We start from the raw sequence: 18,905 nt of genomic DNA, 5'->3' as shown, positions 1-18,905 counted from the left end.
TTGAAATGCTTTCGCGCGGACCGCGACGGCAAGGCCCCGCCGGCATCGGCGGGGCCTGCTTGTCAATCGCGCCTCAGACCACGGTGACCGACACCGCATGCGCCTTCCAGCCGTTGTGGCCGTAGGCGCGCTCGTTCGGCTCGAAGTCTTCCGGTTGCACATTGCCTTTCGAGTCGGTGGCGCGGCTGGCGATGCTGTAGCTGCCGGGCTGCAAGTCGGCCGACAGCACGAACACACGCCAGGCGAACGGGCCGAGATCGGGGCCGATCAGCTTCGCCGCCTTCCAGCTCTTGCCGCCGTCGGTCGAGACCTCGACGCCCTTCACAGGATTGTCGCCGCCGAACGCCACGCCGTAGATTTGCGTCGGCCCCTTGGCGTTGTCCTTCAGCGGATGGGTGACCCAGGACTTCACCGTCATCTGCCACATCGACGGCTGGCTCGGCGCGCCCTTCTGCCCGACCGGACGCACGCGATAGCCGGTCGTCTGGATGTTGGCGTCGCTCTCCGCCGCGGTGAACGCGAGACGCTTGATGTATTTGACGTTGTTGACGCCGTAATAGCCGGGCACCACCAGCCGCAGCGGCCCGCCATGCGCAAGCGACAGATCCGCGCCGTTCATCTCCCAGGCGAGCATGGCGTGATCCAGCGCCGCGATCGGCACCGAACGCTCCACCATCACCTTCTTGGGATCGAGGCCCTGCGGGATCGTCTCGCCGCCGGTGCCGGTGATGAACTTGGCGCCGTCGGCGAGGCCGCCGCAGGCCGCCACCACCGCGCGTACCGGCACGCCGCTCCAGATCACATTGCCAGCGGCGCCGACTTTCCATGGCGAGCCGCTCGCCTTGTGCGAGAAGAATCCGCGGCCGTTGCCCGAGCATTGCAGCACCATGGCGACGGTATCGACGCCGAGACCCTTCAGCTCGCTGAGCTTCATCGTGCGCGGGTTCTTGACGCCTTCGATCGAGAGGTTCCAGGCATTGCGGTCGGCGACGATGTCGTTGCCGGGCGCTGCGATGTTGTTGCGCACATAGAGCTGATCGGCCGGCGTGATGACGCCGGCGCCGAAGGCCTCGCGCTTGGTCTCCATGGTGTTCTTGGAGTGCACGATCATCGCATTGGCATTTTTCCACGCGACGTAGTCCGGCAGCGCCTTGGCGTCCTGCGCGAGCGCCGGAGCGCCAACCGCGAATTCGGGATTGGCCGCGATCACACCGGCAGCGCCGGCGCCTGCGACGATGAAATGGCGGCGCGATACCGCCGTCGTCGCCTCGGATGTCTTGTCGGAACGATTGAGCATGTCTCATCCTCCCTTGGTCCATCGCCGGCGTGGCGCCGGCGCATCCTTCAGTGACCCGGCCAGACGCCGGCTCGAACGGCTCTGACGGACCGGCTCTTCCATCGAAGAACGCGCCGCCCATCGACAACACCGCTGTGCCGGGACCGGATGGCGGCGAGGCCGCCGCCAATCGCACCCGTTCCCGGCGGGTCGAGGCTAGTCAGCGGCATCAGTTAGAACAAGCTGAATACGAACGCCGCCCGGTCCATGACGCCGCAGGCCGCGCGCCTTTGGCCGCCCGCTGCCCGGATGGCGCGCGGAGCCGCGAATTTATTTGCGGTTTTCAACCGCAGCGGCCGCGCCGGGACTGGCGAAACGCCATCGTTCTTATTACGTTCCGGGTGCCGCCGCGGCGGCCCCCAGCAATCCCCATAAGAACCATGCCCGACCGTACCCCGAAGTCCCCCCGCCCCGACGCCCGCAACATCACCATCCGGGGGGCCAGGGAGCACAATCTCAAGAACGTCGACGTCGCGATCCCCCGCGACCAGTTCGTGGTGTTCACCGGCCTGTCCGGGTCCGGCAAGTCGTCGCTCGCCTTCGACACCATCTATGCGGAGGGCCAGCGCCGCTACGTCGAATCGCTGTCGGCCTATGCGCGGCAGTTCCTCGAGATGATGCAGAAGCCGGATGTCGACCAGATCGACGGCCTGTCGCCCGCCATCTCGATCGAGCAGAAGACCACCTCGCGCAACCCGCGCTCCACCGTCGGCACCGTCACGGAGATCTACGACTACATGCGCCTGTTGTGGGCGCGCGTCGGCATTCCCTATTCGCCGGCGACCGGGCTGCCGATCGAGAGCCAGACCGTCAGCCAGATGGTCGACCGCGTGCTGGCGCTGCCGGAGAGCACCCGCATCTATGTGCTGGCCCCGGTCGTGCGCGGCCGCAAGGGCGAATACAAAAAGGAACTCGCCGACTTCCTCAAGAAGGGCTACCAGCGCGTCAAGGTCGACGGCAAGTTCTACGAGATCGCGGAGGTGCCCGCGCTCGACAAGAAGTTCACCCATGACATCGACGTGGTGGTCGACCGCCTGGTGGTGCGGGGCGACATCGCGACGCGGCTCGCGGACTCGCTGGAGCAAAGTCTCAAGCTCGCGGAAGGCCTCGCCATCGTCGAACTGGCCGACGTCGCCGCCACCGGCGCGACCGCCAATCGCGGCCGCAACGCCACCCACGAACGTCTCACCTTCTCGGAGAAATTCGCCTGTCCGGTGTCCGGCTTCACCATTCCGGAAATCGAGCCACGGCTGTTCTCGTTCAACAACCCATTCGGCGCCTGCCCGGCCTGCGGCGGTCTGGGCCAGGAGCAGCACATCGACGCCGAACTGGTGATCCCCGACCGCGACGCGACCTTGCGCAAGGGCGCCATCGCGCCTTGGGCGAAATCGACCTCGCCCTATTACACCCAGACGCTCGAGGCGCTCGGCAAGCACTACAAGTTCACGCTCGACAAGAAATGGAAGGACCTGCCGAAGAAAACGCAGGACGCCATCCTCTATGGCTCCGGCGACGACGCCATCAAGTTCGTCTATGACGACGGGTTGCGCGGCTACACCACCAAGAAACCGTTCGAGGGCGTGATCCCGAACCTCGAGCGCCGCTTCCGCGAGACGGAAAGCGACTGGGCGCGCGAGGACCTCGCCAAGTATTTCTCCGAGGTGCCCTGCTCGGCCTGCCACGGCGCGCGGCTCAAGCCCGAGGCGCTCTGCGTCAAGATCGCGGCCAAGACCATCTCCGAAGTCGCGGAGCTGTCCGTCAAGAAGGCCGCCGACTGGTTCGAGACGCTGCCGAAGGACTTGAACAAGAAGCAGAACGAGATCGCCGGCCGTGTGCTCAAGGAAATCCGCGAGCGGCTGCGCTTCCTGATCGACGTCGGCCTCGACTATCTGACGCTCAGCCGCGCCTCCGGCACGCTGTCCGGCGGCGAGAGCCAGCGCATTCGCCTCGCCTCGCAGATCGGCTCGGGCCTGACCGGCGTGCTCTATGTGCTCGACGAACCCTCGATCGGCCTGCACCAGCGCGACAATGCGCGGCTCCTGGAAACCCTCAAGCGGCTGCGCGACCTCGGCAACACCGTGATCGTGGTCGAGCACGACGAGGACGCGATCCGCACCGCCGACCATGTGCTCGACATCGGCCCCGGCGCCGGCATCCACGGCGGCAACATCATCGCGCAGGGCGGCGTCGACGACCTGATCGACGCGCCGGCGTCATGGACCGGCAAATATCTCTCCGGCGAATTGTCCGTCCCGGTGCCGGAGCGCCGCGCCATCAACACCCGCCGCCAGATCAAGGTCGTCAACGCGCGCGGCAACAACCTGAAAAACGTCACGGCGGAGATCCCGCTCGGCACCTTCACCTGCATCACCGGCGTCTCCGGCGGCGGAAAGTCGACGCTGCTGATCGACACGCTCTATGCCGCGGTCGCCCGCAAGCTCAACGGGGCGTCGCTCGCGCCTGCCCCGCACGACCGCATCGAGGGGCTGGAGCACATCGACAAGATCATCGACATCGACCAGTCGCCGATCGGCCGCACGCCGCGCTCCAACCCGGCGACCTATACCGGCGCCTTCACGCCGATCCGCGAGTGGTTCGCGCAGCTGCCCGAGGCGAAAGCGCGCGGCTACGAGCCGGGCCGCTTCTCCTTCAACGTCAAGGGCGGCCGCTGCGAGGCCTGCCAGGGCGACGGCGTCATCAAGATCGAGATGCACTTCCTGCCCGACGTCTACGTCACCTGCGACGTCTGCAAGGGCAAGCGCTACAACCGCGAGACGCTCGACGTCACCTTCAAGGGCAAGACCATCGCCGACGTGCTCGACATGACGGTCGAGGAAGCGCTGGAGTTCTTCAAGGCCGTTCCCCGCGTGCGCGACGTGCTGGCGCTGCTGCACCGCGTCGGCCTCGACTACATCCATGTCGGCCAGCAGGCCACCACGCTGTCGGGCGGCGAGGCGCAGCGCGTCAAGCTCGCCAAGGAACTGTCGAAGCGCTCCACGGGGCGCACGCTCTATATCCTCGACGAGCCGACCACCGGACTGCATTTCCACGACGTCGCCAAGTTGCTCGAAGTGCTGCACGAGCTGGTCGCCGGCGGCAACACGGTCGTCGTCATCGAGCACAATCTGGAGGTCATCAAGACCGCCGACTGGGTGATCGACCTAGGGCCGGAAGGCGGCGACGGCGGCGGCGAGATCGTCGCGGCCGGCACGCCGGAGGACGTGGTGAAGGTGAAAAGGTCTTACACGGGGCTGTTTCTGGCGCCTGTTCTCGGCCGCAAGGCGGCGGGTCCGAAGAAGAAGGGTCAGAAGGCGGCGGAGTGATGTCGTCGCCTAACCTAAAAATCGTAGATAACGAAAAATATGCGTTAGCCGCCTACAAGGCGGACATTGCGTCACGATTTCAGCATCATTTTTTCTCACCGAACATTTGGATAGAAACGAAGAACCCAGTCGAATTTGATCAGCATTGGCGTGAGTGGATGGGGAGTATTCGGACCGAACATTTTGAAGAATCGAATTTTCTTGTCTTCGCGAAGAAGGCGTCCGACACCTCAAACCTCCTCGATCAAGAGAGCGAGTCACTCAAGAATACGGTAATCAATTTTCACTTCGGGCTTCTATTGGCGGGTCGATTACATTGCTATGAGAAACCCCTTTTGATTACTGGCGGGAAAGACCGCGATGAACTTTCAATTCGGCAACTCCAAGAGATCGAGACGCCTATTCAATTTTCCGCAATCAGTTGGGATACAATTGATCTGCCCTTTCTCGAGAGAGCATTCACGATATCCAAATGCATCGCAAAGGTTTGGGACGGGTCGAGTCGCTTTAAGCGACTTCGACGAATATTGAATATCTACTTCACGGCTCGGATGACGCCAGACATTCTCGACCGACTCCATCAGTATGCGCGCTGTATCGAAGGTTTAATTCTTCCTAATGCGGGCGACACAACAAGACAATTTAAGAGCCGAACTGAATTGTTCATCGGCCCGAGACATCATTCACTAATGAAAGAGATATACGAAGCGCGAAACGCAATAGAGCATCTAAACGACCACCTCAATGTAAGTTCGAAAACAAGAGAAGATCGCGCCCAGATATATAAATGGGCTCACATCGCAGAACACGTCGCCAGATGCTGCCTCACCAAAATTGCTATTAGTGATACACTTCGGCATGTATATGAAAGCGATGATACCCTTCGATCTTTTTGGCTGAAAGATTTGAATGAACGACAAGCTATTTGGGGAGAGCCAATCAACCCGCTGGAGGCAATTTCAAGCTTTGAGATTCGCAACCTGAGCAACGCCGAGCTTGGCTTGTAGCTGCCCGAAAAGCCGGTCGCGCCATCTCCAATTTGACCATCTTATCTTCGGTTGTCCTCCTTTTAGTCTTGAACATTGACATTCTTCGTCAATCCTATTTCACTCGTATTATCTCGATGAAATAACAAGCAATAACCCCCGGCCAACGGGTCGCAAGCAACAAGCGGTGAATTAGTCCGCGCACATCGATTTCCTTGTAATCATCGCAATCTGCTGACGCCAGCACTGGCGCGTCAGCGGCAACGAAGGATTTTGGGTATGAAAGAAACACCTGCGACTAACCAAATGCAGACAGGCGGCTATGTAACCGGCTTTCGCGTCGGAGAAATGATCCTGGAGAATGGCGGGAAACTTCCGATCGTCGAACTGGAATATCGTCCGCATCCTGCGAGTTCGGACCAAGAAGCCATGAGCGTTCAATTGGCTCTTCGGTCAGAGGTTGCGAACCGCCTGCTTCGACAGCTGAAGCAAAAGATCGACGACATCGAAGATCGAAAATCATCGATGAATTAACATGGTGGCCGCGCAGGATAGACCTGCGCGGCCGTCTCTCTTCGTCATGCCCGGGCTTGACCCGGGCATCCATGATGATGCTCCTCGACCGCTGGCCTTACGTTCGCGGCAACGCTTCATGGATCACCGGGTCAAGCCCGGTGATGACCAAGAAGTCCCCGAAACGCAAACCACCCGCTTCTACGCCGCCTCCCGCATCCCGCCGTCGCTGCCCTCGCCGCGGTCGCGGGTCCAGCGCGGCACTCGCGCGCTCTTGCCGCCGGGGCGCGGCGGCTGCGGCCCGTCGTCGAGCGCGCGCAGCGCGTCGATGATGTCGTCGAACGACACCGGCGCGGCAAAGCCCGGCGGCTGGCGCAGGCCCGGCGTCTCCGGCACCGCGCAGGCGTCGGACGCCCACGAGGACAGGATCGCGCGCTTCTCGTTGGTGGTGAGGTCGCCGTCGGCCAGCACGTCGCGGGGGTGGCCATAGGCCGACGCCGGGTGGATCAGCGTCTGCCAGTCGAAAGTCGTGTCGGTCGTATTGCGGTGCAGTCTGCGGATGCCGTCCATCACACCCTCCTTGCTCTCCTTAGGTTGGCTCCTTTCGAGTGGACGGCGGGAAAGATTGGTGCGGACCCCGGATTCGTCAAGACCCCGCCGGCGCGGAAAAATGTTAGCGCGCAAATCGGTTAATGCGGTGCTTGACATTCCGCCGTCTGGATTATATTCCTAATACTGCCTCTTCGCATGAAGGGCGCGAACCGGTTGCACCGTGTCGTGCTGGAGAGGCGCGGTGCCCGCGCGCGTGGTGAGCAAGCCACGCCCTCGGGCGGCGACGGCAAACAGGTGTGCGCAGTTCGCGGCAACGCAAGCTGCAAACACCCGCCCGGCCGGCACTACGACCGGCCTGCGAGGAGCTCGCTGACGGACGACCCGGACATCATGCCGGGCGACGAAAAGCGCAGCCGCCGCCGGCAAGACACCGCAAACGGCGCGCCCGGAGGCGCGGCGCGGTTCCAAAGAGCCGCGCACACATAGGACTGGCAGCGCGTCCTGGCGCGCCGTTCCCTTCCCTTTCTCGAAAGGCCGAAGGGAGTCCATTTCCCTCAACAACTCGGACGTCAATCACGCCGCGAGAACGGAGAGCCATGGCTGCGATACACCAACCCCGTTCATCCCCGCGAAAGCGGGGATCCATCTTTAAAAGATACCCGCCGTTGTTCTGGATTCCCGCTTGCGCGGGAATGAGCGGAGTTTGCAATGAGTGGTAGCGCCCGCCCCACCCGCATCGAAACAATCCAGCATCTCCTGCTCGACCGCCTCGCGCATGTGCTCGCGGTCGCGGTCCGGCGCTACCCGCCGCGCGCCTATCATCGATATTGCCCGAAAGCCGCCTGCCGCCGCGCGAGGACATGCTGCCGCGCCGGGAACGGCGCGCTCACGGACACTTGCCTCGGCCGCGCCGCTCGCGCGCAGGCCGAACGCGCCGCAACGGCATCGATGGCCGTCATGAATTGCCGAACAGAAAAACCGTGAGGAAAAGCTGCGCGCCGGAAGCGGCTGAGGTGGGGTCCTGCCTGACTGATACGACCCGCAAGCGCCGCCGTCCGGCGTGCCGTTCGTGATGTCCCGCTATGCCGGCGTCCGAGCGTCAGCGCCGGCAGTCATCGCGGCTTCTTGACCCGGTGGAAGCATGAGACCTCCCCTTGTCTGACGTCGAAAGTCTCCGCCCGTCCGCCGCGCCTGTCAACCGGCACCCTGTCGCGTTGCATCTGCGCGCGTCAGGCGCCCGCAACGGAAAACGCCCGGCATCGCTGCCGGGCGTCCTGGTCTCTGCTCATCCGGCGAGACGCCGCGCAAGCGCGCAGGTCCTCAGGACGAGACGCGCATCAGGCGTTCTGCAGATTGCCCGCCGCCTGCTTGCCGCGCTCGGTGATCACTTCGTAGCTCACCTTCTGGCCTTCGTTCAGCGTCGACATGCCGGCGCGCTCGACCGCGCTGATGTGCACGAACACATCCTTGCCGCCGTCGTTCGGGGTGATGAATCCAAAGCCCTTCTGGGTGTTGAAGAACTTCACGGTACCAGTGGCCATGTTGGCCTCCTTGCTTTGCAACGCACTCGACACCGCCGTCCCGCGAACCGGGCGGCGGCCGAGCATCCGGGTTTTGGGTTGTGCGATGGTCAGCGCCCAAAACGGGAGCAACAGCAAGGCAGACCGAAAATCAGGTTGCGGTGCTCTCTTACGCGGTTGGCCGCCCATTGGCAATGGAGCCGCCAAAAGCGCCCGATTGGCCCTCATTTGCCCCGCGCCGTTAACCGGCCCGTGGCGTTAACCGGCCTGCGGCCTGGCTTTGGCGTCCTTCTCTTCCGCGCGCTGGAAAGCCTCCCGCGCGGTCAGCCGCGCGACATAGTCTTTCAGCTCCCTGCGCTCCGGGATCATGCCGAACAGCATGCCCCAGCGCAGCCCCGAGCCGGTGACGACATCGGCGGCGGTGAACTGCTCGCCCATCAGGTAAGGCCCGCGCCCGAGCCCCTGCACCACGACATCGAGCAGCGTGTCGAGGTTGCGATAGCCGATCGCCGTCGGCGGCGGGTTTTCCGTTCGCGGAAACTTGGCGTCCATCATCGCCGGCTCGATTGCGCTCGGGTTGAACACGATCCATTGCAGGAAGCGGCCGCGCCGCGGCTCGCCAACCGGCACCGTGAGGCCGGCGCGCGGAAAGGCATCCGCGAGATAGAGGCAGATCGCCGCCACTTCGGTCGTCGCCTCGCCCTTGTGCACCAGCGCCGGCACCTTGCCCTGCGGGCTGACGGCGAGAAACTCCGGCTTGCGGCCCTCGCCCGCTTTCAGGTTCAGCAGCGTCACGTCATAAGGCTCGCCGACCTCCTCGAGCATCCAGCGCACCACGGCGCCGCGCGAGGAGATCGCGTGATAGAACATCAGCTCGGTCATCGTCGTGGCTCCCGGGATCGCGATGCGGCGCTGCGGTCGGCGCGCGCAATGATGCAGCATCCCCGCGCGATGCGACAAGATCATGGCGGCCGTCGCCGCCACTTATGCCGCCTCTTGCGCTGCCGGAGGCGCGGCGCTACCACCGTTGCATGTCAGACATCAAAGACAATCCCGCTCTGCACCGCTACGAGCTCGACCTCGACGGCGCGACCGCCATCGTCACCTACAAGCTCGCCGGCAACGTCATCACGCTGGTGCACACCGAAGTGCCGAAGGCGCTCGAAGGCCGCGGCATCGGCTCGCGGCTGGCCAAGGGCGTGTTCGACGACATCCGCGCCCGCGGGCTCAAGGCGAAGCCGCTCTGCCCGTTCCTGCGCAGCTGGCTCGAGCGCCACCCGGATTACGCCGACCTCGCGGCATAACCGGCCTACTGGCCGAGCTTGTCGATCTCCTCCGCCGTGCGTCCCGCCCGCGCCCGGTAGACCGGCAGCGACCAGCCATAGCTCAAGGCCAGCGCGCGCACCACGAAGCACACCGCGAAGCCGGCGAGCGTCGCCGGCAACTGCGGCATGCCGAGCATCGCCGCGCCGACGAACACCGCCGCGCCCGCCAGCGCCGCCGTCACGTAGATTTCCTTGCGCAGGATCAGCGGGCTTTCGCCGCCGAGGAGATCGCGGATGATGCCGCCGAAACTCGCGGTCGCGATCCCCATCGCCACCGCGATGAAGCCGCTCGTGCCGGCGGCGAGCGCCTTGTCGGCGCCGATCACGCAGAACAGCGCGAGCCCCGCGGCGTCGAGCCACAGCAGCGCGCGGTACCGGGACTCCGGGATATGCGCGAGGAAGAACGTCGCCGCCGCCGCGACGACGCAGATCCCGAGATAGACCGGCTCGCGGATCCAGAACACCGGCGTCACGCCGAGCAGCATGTCGCGCAGGCTGCCGCCGCCGATGCCGGTCACCGCGCCGAGCAGGATGAAGCCGAAGATGTCCATGCGCTTGCGCGAGGCGGTGAGCGCCCCGGTCACCGCGAAGATCGCGGTCCCGGTCCAGTCGAGCCCGGTCAGCACGGTATCCAGCATGCGCTCCTTGTAACGGCCGGCCGTCACGCAGGCCAGCGCGCGCGGGTGCCCGTACACAGGCCGGCGGACAAGGACAAACGCCCGGTCCGTCGGGACCGGGCGTTGTCGGCTCGGGAACGTCTGCGGGAGGGGAAACCGCGCGTTCCGGCCGTCGATGCCGTTGCGCTAGCGCGCGACCGCGCCGACCACGTTGCCCTGCGCGTCGATCAGCAGATACTGATTGTTGACGTGGGCGTAGCGGTACGAGATGCCGGGCCGGTCGAAGGTGTAGACCTTCACGCTGCCCGGCAGCGGCTGGCCGACCGCGACGCGCTCGCGCACGACCACGTTCGGGACGTCGGACTCGTAGACGTGAGTCTGGATGTAGGTGCGGTCGTCCGCGCTCAGCGAGCCGACGGTGGCGCCGGCGCCCGCGCCGACAACGCCGCCGACCACGGCGCCGATCGGGCCGCCGACCAAGGCACCGCCGACGGCACCGGCAACGCCGCCGCCGACCGCGCCGCCGGTCGCGCCCTTGTCGCTCTGCGCGAAGGCCGGAACCGTCAGCGCCATGGCCGAAATGACAATCACACTTTTCACAATGCTCTTCATGACGAACTCCTTTTTGATGAACCCGTCACATAACGCGCGCCGTGCCGCGCGGTTCCGCATGGAACTTTTTTGAATGTCGGATGAACGGACAGTCATGACAGCGATTGCGAAAGGCGGCGATGCGACGACAATGCGGCATCACTGTGCCCGCACGCCGCACGCGCGGCGCAACGGTCCGTCATGTCGACACGGTCAGTTCCGAGACGTCACGGCTGCTTGGCGATGGCGACCAGCAGATCGGCGAGCCCGTTCGGATTGGTGATGTGCGGATTGTGGCTGGCGTCGATCTCGTAACTGCCCCACCCCTCCGCCTTGGCGCGCTCATGGAACCGGCGGAACCGATCGTCCGGCGGCCGCCGCGTGCAATAGATATAATGGCGCGGCATCGGCGGCTCGCCGGCAAGCTTGATCGTCTGTTCGAACGTCTTGAGCGGCTGCGGCGTACGGCGCGGATCGCACCAGGCGCGGTCGGCTTCCGGCGTGTCGGGCGGCATCGGTCCCGGCGGAATGCGCCAATTGTCGTCGCCCTCGCCCGGCTTGCGCTGCGCGGCGCTCGCCGGAGGCAACAGACCGAACACACTCTCGCCATCGCGCGGCGCGAAGGCGTCGAGATAGACAAGCTTGGCGATCCGCGCGCGGGCACGGTCGGCGACGCCGGTCGCGACCATCCCGCCGTAGCTGTGGCCGATCAGGATGATGCCCTTGATATCCTCGAATTCGAGCACTTGGCAGATGTCGGTGATGTGGGTGTCGAGGTCGATATCGGGCCGTGCCAGATGGCTGCGCTCGCCGAGGCCGGTATAGGTCGGCGTGATCAGACTGTGGCCGCGCGTACGCAGGATCGGATGCATTTTCTTCCAAGCCCAGCCAGCGCTCCAGGCGCCGTGCGCGACCACAAATACCGCCACGTCCACTCTCCCGATTTATGCGGCCGGCGCGGTCTGCCGCGGCCGGCGGCCGGCATTGCGCCAGCGTCCCGCGGCAAAATCAAGCGCGGCGACGGCAAGCCCCGCGGCCAGCACCTGCCAGCCCGGCCGCACGCCGGCGCCGAGATCGAAGGCCGCGCCCAGCACGCGCATTGGCGACACATTGAAGGCGATGCCGATGCCCACCGCCTCGCCGGCGAACGTCAGCACTGAAATCGCAACCGTCAGCACAAGAAGCCACGGCGTCGACAACTCGCCGGCGCCGCGCCACCAGGCGATCAGTCGGTATCCCGCCAGCCAGCCGAACAGCGCGGCGGTGAAGGTCGGCACGGTGACATCGGCCTTGGTCTGCTGGAAATAATGGATGAGGCCGAGCAGCGCGACGACATAGACGATCTGGTGCAGCCGCCGCCAGCGTACGCCGCCGAGCCGGCGGACCATGCCGTCGGTCGAGGTCAGCGCCAGCACGAACAGGCCGAGCCAGGCGATGCCGCCGACGATGAGATAGACGCGCTTGGTCAACTCGGTGAAGAGCTTCACGACGCTGTAACTCTGGTCGGCGTAAAACAGCGCAAGATGCGCAGCGATGTAAAAGAAGGCCGCAACGCCGATCATCCGCCGCACGTCGATCAGGTTGCCGTAACGCAGTATCCGGCGGAACGGCGTCACCGCCAGCGCCAGGCCGAGAAACACCAGCGCCCAGAATCCGGTGCGGTGGATCAGCTCATTGATCGGACGCGCGCCGTGGGCGATCGGGCCGGCGTCGTACAGCGCCTTGGCCACCGGCAGTAGGAGGATGACGAGCGCGACGACGCGCAGCGCCGAGAGCCGGCCGCGACGGTCGGTCCAGATATGCCAAGATTGTCTGAGGCTCGCGGGTCCAGCCATGTCGGACCTGCGACTAGCACGAGACCGGACCTGCCCCAATGCGGCGAGGCCGAAATCCGCGTGCAAAGCACCGAGTCTGACGCGAAATTGATCGGACTTGATCGCATTGCTGCGCAAACGTGTCGTTTGGACCAACTGTGTTGCGAACGACACAGGCCGGCTAACCTTCGCGTCTTGCGGGATCAGAGTCGCTTCCCGAGCGTTAAAATAGCGTTCGATTCGTCATCGGGACAATCGACCGGCCGTGAGCGCAGACAGCGTCAGAAACTGACCGGGGAGGAATACGACAACAAGGAGTGCTGGACATCGCCGTGCCGGGCCAACGTCAGGAGGCCACGATGGTGCGAATGCTGGTGCGAACTTTGCTTGTTTCGGTTCCGTTATTGCTCGCGACAGGCGCCACGCTGGCGCACGACAGCTGGATCAACCGCGGCGGCTTCAAGAACACCGCCGGCGAGTGGTGCTGCGGCGAAGGCGACTGCTTCGTCGTTCCCGGCAAGAATGTAAGCATCGCCAAAGGCGGCTATACGCTGTTCGGCACCGAGGTCATTCCGTTCAATCAGGCCCTGCCCTCGCCGGACGGCGCCTATTGGCGCTGCAAGCGGCCGGACGGTTCGCCGCGCTGCTTCTTTGCGCCGCCGACGGGAATGTAGGAAGCCTCAGACGCGCGGCGACGGACGCCCGCCGGCGTCCCGCGACGGCACCTTCACCCAGGCCTCGCCGTCGAGCACGATTTCGTCGCCCACCATGCAGGTGCAGGCGAGCAGCGCCCGGTTCTTTTCCGGCATCAGTTCCTTGACGGTGACCGAGACGTCCACCGTGTCGCCGATCTTGACCGGCGCGCGGAAGTTCAACGTTTGTGAAATGTAGATCGCGCCCGGCCCCGGCAGCCGTGTGCCGAGAACGGCCGAGATCAGACTTGCCGTGTAGAGTCCGTGCGCGATGCGGGTGCCGAACGGCGTTTTCGCCGCGAAGTGTTCGGACAAATGGATCGGATTGCGGTCGCCCGTCACTTCGGCGAAGCCGACGACATCCGACGACGATACCGTCTTGGAAAGCCGTTCGGTCAGGCCAACCGACAGATCCTCGAAATTGAGCGCGCGCAGCGTGAGCATCGGTTGCCTGTATTCAGTGGTCCGCTTGCAGACTGTGGCGGCTGACAGCCCAGAGCATGCCGACCAGCACCACATTGATCAACGCGAACACCGTCAATAGGCCGATGGTCGAATCCGCGCCGACCCGCTCGATCAGCCACGCGCCGACCGTCGGCGCGATCGCCTGCACGATCAGGCTGGGCAGCGCCAGCCGGCCGATCATCTGCGGATAGCGCGCCGCTCCGAACATCGCGAGCGGCACCGTGCCGCGCGCGACCCACGAAATGCCGAAGCCCGCGCCAAAAATAGCGATGATCACAATGAGCGCCGGAACTCCGCCATACAGCATGACCAGACTGATCGCCATCAACAGACAGGCGACCACCAGAGTCCAGATCGGATGATAGTTGTTGCCGAACAGGCGCTCCACCACCCGCGCCGCGACCTGCGACGGGCCGAACACAGCGCCGATCGCGACCGCCGTTGCAAAGTCGATCCCGCGCGCCTGAAGAAAGATAATGAGGTTGATGATGAGAATGGCGCCGACGCCGGCAGCGAACGACATCGTCAGCGCGAGGAGAAGGAAAACGGCCGTCTGGTTCGATGGCCGCGAGGGCTCCGCCCCGCGTGGCCGGCCGCTTCCAGGCGCCGAGGCGGAATGGCTGACCGGCTCATGGCGCAAAATCAGCGCCTGGATGGGTAGCGAAACTAGCAGATGCAGGGTCGCATAAATCAGGCAGGCCTCACGCCATCCGACGGCGTCAATCATCATCGCGCTGAGCGGCCAGCAGATCGTACTGGCGAACCCGCCGAACAGCGTCAGATTGGTGATCGGGCCCCGCGCCGCCTGCCCGTACATCCGGCCGAGTGCGGCGAAAGCGGCGTCATACATGCCGGAGCCCATGCCGAGACCAACGAGAATCCACGACACGAGATAGACCGGCAGCGAGGACGACAGTCCGATACAGGCAAGACCGGCGGCAAACAGAACCGGGCTCGCCAGCAGCACCGGCCGGCTGCCGTAATTCGCGATCCATTTGCCGATCTGCGGCGATATCAGCCCGCTGACCAGAAGCGCGATGGAAATGCCGCCGACCACATAAGTGAGCGGCCAGCCGGTCTCGGCGATGATCGGCTTGGCGAAGACCCCGGGAAAATAGAACGAGGTCCCCCAGCCGAGAATCTGCGCGAACCCCAGCACGGAAATGACGAGGCGGCGGTCGGTCGGCTTGGTCTCGGCGGCAGTCGGCAAGTCTCTGGCAAGTCCATCAAAATGGGCGCACCGCGGCCGCGGGGCGACTCACCGCACCACAGTAACAGGGTGGCGAATGGCCTGATCGGGGGCGCCGACGCAGATTCGCGCCTCACAGTATCCACGAAAAGCATGGCACGGTATCTAATTACAGCAATAAATCACCTCAAAATCAGCCTGCGGCGGCTTATTTCCTTACCTGTCAGTTACTTAAGGTATGCATTTTTCGATTAGCTGCAGCGCAACATAATTGCTTCCGCTTTTGCTGCGGTGCATCTATATCCGCCCCAGAACGTCGACCGGCCTCGAACCAAGGACTTCAAGGCGGGTTGGGCCGACGAAAAACTCAAGAGGAACAAATGCTTACCGGTATCATCCGCTTCCTGCGCTCCTGGCGGCGTTATCACCAGAGCCTCAACGAACTGTCGCAGCTCGGTGATCGCGATCTGCAGGACATCGGCATCAGCCGCTCGGACATCCATACGGTTGCCTGGCGCGCCGCCCACGGCCGCTAATCGCCTTTCGACAGATGCGAACAGCGCCCGCCTCGCGCGGGCGCTTTCGTTTTTTGGCGTCAGTCTTCATCGAGCCAACGGTCGAGCGCCATGATCTCCGGCTTTTGCCCATAGGCCCGCGTCCAGGCATCGACCGACCAGCGTTTTCCCGTCGCGCGCTCCAGCAGCACCGCGGTCGCGTGTGGCGGCTTGCCATCGAACAGGAACCCGCGGGCGCGCGGCGCATCGACGCTGTGATGGCGCAGCAAATGGAGCATGTCGAGCAGCAGCAGTAGCGTCGTCGTGTTGCGGCTGGTGTCGATGCAATCGAGCTGCCCCTCCGGCTTGAAGGTGTAGGACATCCCGGCCCGCGCGACGTGATTGACCGTGCCGGCCGCTCGCGCGATGCGGCGGTCGAACCAGGCGCCCGCTTGCGCAACCGCGGCGCGCTCCGCTTTCGCCGAACCACGGCCGGACGCCATGATGCCCGCAAGTTGCTGACGATCGCCTGCGGTCACGCCGATCACGGCGCGCCCCTGACAGCCGAAATCGTGGCACACCACGATCTGGTTGGTGGTCGGCGGTGAAACCGAATATTGCGGGTAAGTCTCGGCGATGACGCTGTTGCGGTCCGCCCGCGCCGGTGTGGCGCACAGCGCGAAACCCACGCCGAAAGCCGCGATCGCGACAAACTGATAGCGCCGCCTCGGCATGTCGAGCCTCCGAAAACGTTGATCCCTGAAGCCCTTGCCCCTAGTTATTGTCGGATGACGCAACGGCAATTTCAAGCCATTCACGTGATCGGCGGCGGCCTCGCCGGCAGCGAAGCGGCCTGGCAGATCGCGCGGGCCGGGGTTCCCGTCGTCCTGCACGAAATGCGGCCCGACACCGCGACGGCGGCACACAAGACGGACGGCCTTGCGGAACTCGTCTGTTCCAACTCGTTCCGTGCCGACGACCACGAGCAGAACGCCGTCGGCCTGCTGCATGAGGAGATGCGCCGCCTCGGTTCCCTCATCATGCGTGCCGCCAATGAGCATCAGGTGCCGGCCGGCGGCGCGCTCGCGGTCGACCGCGACGGCTTTTCCGCCGCCGTCACCGCCGCGCTTGTCGCGCATCCGCTGGTCACCATCGCGCGCGGCGAGACCGGTCTGCCGCCGCCCGACTGGGACAATGTGATCGTCGCAACCGGTCCGCTGACTTCGCCGAAACTCGCCACCGCGATCCGTGCGCTGACCGACGAAGACGCGCTCGCTTTCTTCGACGCCATCGCGCCGATCGTGCATCGCGACTCGATCGACATGTCGGTGGCCTGGTTTCAGTCGCGCTACGACAAGACCGGTTCCACCGGCACCGGCGCCGACTACATCAATTGTCCGATGACGCGCGAGCAGTACGAGGCTTTCGTCGCCGCGCTGATCGCCGGCGACAAGACGAGTTTCCACGAATGGGAAGCATCCACCCCCTATTTCGATGGCTGCCTGCCGGTCGAGGTGATGGCGGAGCGCGGCCCCGAAACGCTGCGGCATGGACCGATGAAGCCGGTCGGCCTCACCAACAAGCATCGGCCGGACGTCAAGCCTTATGCGGTCGTCCAGCTTCGTCAGGACAACAAGCTCGGCACGCTGTTCAACATGGTCGGCTTCCAGACCAAGCTCAAACACGGCGAACAGGTGCGCGTCTTCCGCACCATTCCCGGTCTCGAGAATGCGGAGTTCGCCCGGCTCGGCGGGCTGCACCGCAACACCTTTTTGAACTCGCCGAAGCTGCTCGACGGCACGCTGCGCTTGCGTGCGATGCCGCGGCTGCGCTTTGCCGGGCAGATCACCGGCTGCGAGGGCTATGTGGAGTCCGCGGCCATCGGGCTGCTGGCCGGCCGCTTCGCGGCGGCCGAGCGCGCCGGGCGCACGCCGGACTTGCCGCCGCCGACCACGGCACTTGGCGCGCTGGTCAATCACATCACCGGCGGGCACATCGACACCATCGATGCCGGCCCGCGCTCGTTTCAGCCGATGAACGTCAATTTCGGATTGTTCCCGCCGCTCGCGCAGTCGCCGACCCACGGGCCGGACGGCAAGAAGCTGCGCGGTCCCGAGAAAGCGGTGGCGAAAAAACGCGCGCTGTGTCGTCGCGCCCTCGCCGATCTCGATGCGTGGGTCGCCGGACAGACCGTCGCGCCGGCGGCGGAATAGCGCTAGCCGAAAATCCGCTTGGGGTTGCGCGCGGCGCGCCAGATCAACCACTGCCGCCGCCATGGCGACAGGCCCTCCGGCCGCAGCGGATCGCAGGAGTCCGGTTCCATGATCCTGAGCGACGGCCGTACCGCGGCGCACGGCAACAGCGCCGGAAGCACCGTTTGGGACATGCCGTCCACCAGGTCCGCAGCGGCGTCGAGATCGCGACGGATGCGCAGCCGCAGTTCCGCGAGCGCCGCCCTCCATTCCGGCGTGATGCGACCGGCCAGCCCGTCTTCCAGGCTGGCGCCGAAGTGATCGAGCATTTCGCGCGCCACATAACATTGCCCGCGCGACAGATGCAGCGGCAGCCGTTGCAGCACGGTCAAGCCCGCGAGCGAGCGAGCGGCGCGCGCAGGCAATTCAGTGTTCACAGTCGGTTGCGGGCCGGCAAGAACCTGCATGGCGCAGGCGATCAAAATGCCTTCCGTGTCCTCGGCATAGCGTTCCCACTCCGCGATGGTTTCGAACGGCGCGTCGTAGAGATCGAAAGCCCGCGCATCGATCATCGCCTCCAGACGGTCGGGCGGCAGGTCAAAAGCAGCGATGGCGTCAAGCAACGCCGCCGCCACCGGATGCGCCCGCGCCTCGTCATCGCGCTTGCCCTCGATGACTTCACGCCACCATTGCAGGCGGATCTCGCCCGGCATCGGCTCACGGGCCTGATCGCGCACCCGCGCGAGCTCGATGTTGACCGCGGCGAGCGCATGAAGCGCGCCGCGCTTGTCCGGCGGCGCAAACAGCGCCGCGAGATAGCGGTCGCGGTCGGCCTCGCGCACCAGCGTCTCGCAGTAACGGGCGTTCTCGTTCATCGCGCCAGTCTAGCGTCCGGATTAATCGACGGCGATCAGCGCGGCGCCGACCCGGCGGCGCTCGGCAAACAGAATGTTGTAGGTGCGCACCGCCGCGCCGGTCGGCATTGGATCGGCCGAAATCGTGAGACTGCGGAACCGCGCCCGCAGCGCCTGCGGCAGCACGGCGGCTTCCGCCCCGCAGCCGATCAGGAAAATGTCGATGGCCTCTGCCTGCGCGAAGACCTTCGCCAGCGCCGCCTCATCGATCTCGGAAAATCGCGTGACCGGCCAGCCCCAGATGCCGTCCGGCAGGCACAGGAGCGAGCCGCGGTGCGACATGTCGGCAAAGCGGAAGCCGCCGTTGCCATAGGCGTCGATCGTCGCGGGCGTCGGCAGATGCGGGATTTTGCCCGGCCCCTGCTCCGCCATGCGCTAGCGC

At 64.9% G+C, this 18,905-nt stretch carries 20 protein-coding genes; 7 read left to right on the top strand and 13 right to left on the bottom strand.

Translation table 11 applies throughout. The features are described from left to right. Positions 1 to 73: 73 nt before the first annotated feature. Positions 74 to 1,297, bottom strand: coding sequence for a sulfite oxidase (locus AB7F10_RS15815; RefSeq protein WP_428562788.1), 1,224 nt, complete (start codon positions 1,295 to 1,297; stop codon positions 74 to 76). A gap of 419 nt (positions 1,298 to 1,716) precedes the next feature. On the opposite strand from AB7F10_RS15815, the gene uvrA reads away from it, so the two are divergent. The 3 genes from uvrA to AB7F10_RS15800 all read left to right on the top strand — a co-directional run bounded on the left by uvrA (position 1,717) and on the right by AB7F10_RS15800 (position 6,179). Beyond that, entirely contained in the window at positions 1,717 to 4,659 is a 2,943-nt protein-coding gene (gene uvrA, locus AB7F10_RS15810; protein ID WP_428562790.1) for an excinuclease ABC subunit UvrA, read from the top strand. Further along, entirely contained in the window at positions 4,656 to 5,666 is a 1,011-nt protein-coding gene (locus tag AB7F10_RS15805; RefSeq protein WP_428562792.1) for a hypothetical protein, read from the top strand. The genes uvrA and AB7F10_RS15805 overlap by 4 nt, the downstream gene beginning before the upstream one ends. Before the next feature lie 258 nt (positions 5,667 to 5,924). Then, positions 5,925 to 6,179, top strand: a complete 255-nt coding sequence (locus AB7F10_RS15800) for a hypothetical protein (protein WP_428562794.1) — start codon at positions 5,925 to 5,927, stop codon at positions 6,177 to 6,179. Between the two features lie 180 nt (positions 6,180 to 6,359). On the opposite strand, the gene AB7F10_RS15795 is transcribed toward AB7F10_RS15800, so the two are convergent. From AB7F10_RS15795 to AB7F10_RS15785, 3 genes are all read right to left on the bottom strand, one after another. After that, positions 6,360 to 6,728 carry a hypothetical protein gene (locus AB7F10_RS15795; protein ID WP_428562796.1) on the bottom strand — a complete coding sequence of 123 codons (369 nt, stop codon included), beginning with the start codon at positions 6,726 to 6,728 and terminating at the stop codon, positions 6,360 to 6,362. Between the two features lie 1,319 nt (positions 6,729 to 8,047). Beyond that, a complete protein-coding gene (locus tag AB7F10_RS15790; protein WP_428562798.1) occupies positions 8,048 to 8,251 on the bottom strand; it encodes a cold-shock protein in 204 nt (67 codons plus the stop codon). Positions 8,252 to 8,488: 237 nt separating this feature from the next. Further along, the gene (locus tag AB7F10_RS15785) at positions 8,489 to 9,112 is read right to left on the bottom strand and encodes a glutathione S-transferase family protein (RefSeq protein WP_428562800.1); all 624 of its coding nucleotides are present in this window, start codon (positions 9,110 to 9,112) and stop codon (positions 8,489 to 8,491) included. A 149-nt stretch (positions 9,113 to 9,261) separates the two neighbouring features. Between AB7F10_RS15785 and AB7F10_RS15780 the strand changes: the two genes are divergently transcribed. Continuing rightward, positions 9,262 to 9,534 (top strand): GNAT family N-acetyltransferase, encoded by a 273-nt coding sequence (locus AB7F10_RS15780; protein WP_428562802.1) that lies wholly within the window; start codon positions 9,262 to 9,264, stop codon positions 9,532 to 9,534. 5 nt (positions 9,535 to 9,539) lie between these two features. On the opposite strand, the gene AB7F10_RS15775 is transcribed toward AB7F10_RS15780, so the two are convergent. From AB7F10_RS15775 to AB7F10_RS15760, 4 genes are all read right to left on the bottom strand, one after another. Then, the gene (locus AB7F10_RS15775) at positions 9,540 to 10,220 is read right to left on the bottom strand and encodes a trimeric intracellular cation channel family protein (RefSeq protein WP_428562804.1); all 681 of its coding nucleotides are present in this window, start codon (positions 10,218 to 10,220) and stop codon (positions 9,540 to 9,542) included. A 138-nt stretch (positions 10,221 to 10,358) separates the two neighbouring features. Continuing rightward, entirely contained in the window at positions 10,359 to 10,784 is a 426-nt protein-coding gene (locus AB7F10_RS15770; protein ID WP_428562806.1) for a DUF1236 domain-containing protein, read from the bottom strand. A 206-nt stretch (positions 10,785 to 10,990) separates the two neighbouring features. Next, positions 10,991 to 11,692, bottom strand: coding sequence for an alpha/beta fold hydrolase (locus AB7F10_RS15765; RefSeq protein WP_428562808.1), 702 nt, complete (start codon positions 11,690 to 11,692; stop codon positions 10,991 to 10,993). A 15-nt stretch (positions 11,693 to 11,707) separates the two neighbouring features. Continuing rightward, on the bottom strand, positions 11,708 to 12,598 hold the full coding sequence (locus AB7F10_RS15760) for a sulfite oxidase heme-binding subunit YedZ (protein ID WP_428562810.1): 891 nt from the start codon (positions 12,596 to 12,598) through the stop codon (positions 11,708 to 11,710). A 296-nt stretch (positions 12,599 to 12,894) separates the two neighbouring features. On the opposite strand from AB7F10_RS15760, the gene AB7F10_RS15755 reads away from it, so the two are divergent. Continuing rightward, the gene (locus AB7F10_RS15755) at positions 12,895 to 13,251 is read left to right on the top strand and encodes a hypothetical protein (RefSeq protein ID WP_428562812.1); all 357 of its coding nucleotides are present in this window, start codon (positions 12,895 to 12,897) and stop codon (positions 13,249 to 13,251) included. 6 nt (positions 13,252 to 13,257) lie between these two features. Here the strand turns inward: AB7F10_RS15755 and AB7F10_RS15750 are convergent, their stop codons facing one another. After that, positions 13,258 to 13,713, bottom strand: a complete 456-nt coding sequence (locus AB7F10_RS15750) for a MaoC family dehydratase (protein ID WP_428562814.1) — start codon at positions 13,711 to 13,713, stop codon at positions 13,258 to 13,260. A 13-nt stretch (positions 13,714 to 13,726) separates the two neighbouring features. Beyond that, positions 13,727 to 14,944 (bottom strand): MFS transporter, encoded by a 1,218-nt coding sequence (locus AB7F10_RS15745; RefSeq protein WP_428562816.1) that lies wholly within the window; start codon positions 14,942 to 14,944, stop codon positions 13,727 to 13,729. Positions 14,945 to 15,303: 359 nt separating this feature from the next. Between AB7F10_RS15745 and AB7F10_RS15740 the strand changes: the two genes are divergently transcribed. Then, positions 15,304 to 15,459 carry a DUF1127 domain-containing protein gene (locus AB7F10_RS15740; protein ID WP_428562818.1) on the top strand — a complete coding sequence of 52 codons (156 nt, stop codon included), beginning with the start codon at positions 15,304 to 15,306 and terminating at the stop codon, positions 15,457 to 15,459. A gap of 59 nt (positions 15,460 to 15,518) precedes the next feature. Here AB7F10_RS15740 and AB7F10_RS15735 read toward each other — a convergent pair whose 3' ends face one another. Continuing rightward, positions 15,519 to 16,151, bottom strand: a complete 633-nt coding sequence (locus AB7F10_RS15735; protein ID WP_428562820.1) for a hypothetical protein — start codon at positions 16,149 to 16,151, stop codon at positions 15,519 to 15,521. 54 nt (positions 16,152 to 16,205) lie between these two features. Here AB7F10_RS15735 and trmFO point away from each other — a divergent pair, with 54 nt between their 5' ends. Beyond that, complete coding sequence (gene trmFO, locus AB7F10_RS15730) at positions 16,206 to 17,630, top strand: methylenetetrahydrofolate--tRNA-(uracil(54)-C(5))-methyltransferase (FADH(2)-oxidizing) TrmFO (RefSeq protein WP_428562822.1); 1,425 nt, start codon at positions 16,206 to 16,208, stop codon at positions 17,628 to 17,630. A 2-nt stretch (positions 17,631 to 17,632) separates the two neighbouring features. On the opposite strand, the gene AB7F10_RS15725 is transcribed toward trmFO, so the two are convergent. Together AB7F10_RS15725 and AB7F10_RS15720 are read right to left on the bottom strand one after the other, a co-directional pair. Beyond that, complete coding sequence (locus AB7F10_RS15725; RefSeq protein ID WP_428562824.1) at positions 17,633 to 18,451, bottom strand: phytoene/squalene synthase family protein; 819 nt, start codon at positions 18,449 to 18,451, stop codon at positions 17,633 to 17,635. 54 nt (positions 18,452 to 18,505) lie between these two features. Further along, complete coding sequence (locus AB7F10_RS15720; RefSeq protein ID WP_428562826.1) at positions 18,506 to 18,895, bottom strand: Mth938-like domain-containing protein; 390 nt, start codon at positions 18,893 to 18,895, stop codon at positions 18,506 to 18,508. Between the last annotated feature and the right edge of the window lie 10 nt (positions 18,896 to 18,905).

The sequence above is a fragment of the Pseudolabrys sp. genome (genome assembly GCF_050250095.1).
Classification (GTDB): Bacteria; Pseudomonadota; Alphaproteobacteria; order Rhizobiales; family Xanthobacteraceae; genus Pseudolabrys.
Note: the sequence above shows the minus strand (reverse complement) of the source record. Positions and strands in the feature narration are given on the sequence as shown.

Excerpts from the sequence above, each read along its gene's own strand:
- AB7F10_RS15815 (WP_428562788.1), bottom strand. The coding sequence starts at position 1,297 with ATGCTCAATCGTTCCGACAAGACATCCGAGGCGACGACGGCGGTATCG.
- uvrA (WP_428562790.1), top strand. The coding sequence starts at position 1,717 with ATGCCCGACCGTACCCCGAAGTCCCCCCGCCCCGACGCCCGCAACATC.
- AB7F10_RS15800 (WP_428562794.1), top strand. The coding sequence starts at position 5,925 with ATGAAAGAAACACCTGCGACTAACCAAATGCAGACAGGCGGCTATGTA.
- AB7F10_RS15795 (WP_428562796.1), bottom strand. The coding sequence starts at position 6,728 with ATGGACGGCATCCGCAGACTGCACCGCAATACGACCGACACGACTTTC.
- AB7F10_RS15790 (WP_428562798.1), bottom strand. The coding sequence starts at position 8,251 with ATGGCCACTGGTACCGTGAAGTTCTTCAACACCCAGAAGGGCTTTGGA.
- AB7F10_RS15785 (WP_428562800.1), bottom strand. The coding sequence starts at position 9,112 with ATGACCGAGCTGATGTTCTATCACGCGATCTCCTCGCGCGGCGCCGTG.
- AB7F10_RS15780 (WP_428562802.1), top strand. The coding sequence starts at position 9,262 with ATGTCAGACATCAAAGACAATCCCGCTCTGCACCGCTACGAGCTCGAC.
- AB7F10_RS15770 (WP_428562806.1), bottom strand. The coding sequence starts at position 10,784 with ATGAAGAGCATTGTGAAAAGTGTGATTGTCATTTCGGCCATGGCGCTG.
- AB7F10_RS15760 (WP_428562810.1), bottom strand. The coding sequence starts at position 12,598 with ATGGCTGGACCCGCGAGCCTCAGACAATCTTGGCATATCTGGACCGAC.
- AB7F10_RS15750 (WP_428562814.1), bottom strand. The coding sequence starts at position 13,713 with ATGCTCACGCTGCGCGCGCTCAATTTCGAGGATCTGTCGGTTGGCCTG.
- AB7F10_RS15740 (WP_428562818.1), top strand. The coding sequence starts at position 15,304 with ATGCTTACCGGTATCATCCGCTTCCTGCGCTCCTGGCGGCGTTATCAC.
- AB7F10_RS15735 (WP_428562820.1), bottom strand. The coding sequence starts at position 16,151 with ATGCCGAGGCGGCGCTATCAGTTTGTCGCGATCGCGGCTTTCGGCGTG.
- trmFO (WP_428562822.1), top strand. The coding sequence starts at position 16,206 with ATGACGCAACGGCAATTTCAAGCCATTCACGTGATCGGCGGCGGCCTC.
- AB7F10_RS15720 (WP_428562826.1), bottom strand. The coding sequence starts at position 18,895 with ATGGCGGAGCAGGGGCCGGGCAAAATCCCGCATCTGCCGACGCCCGCG.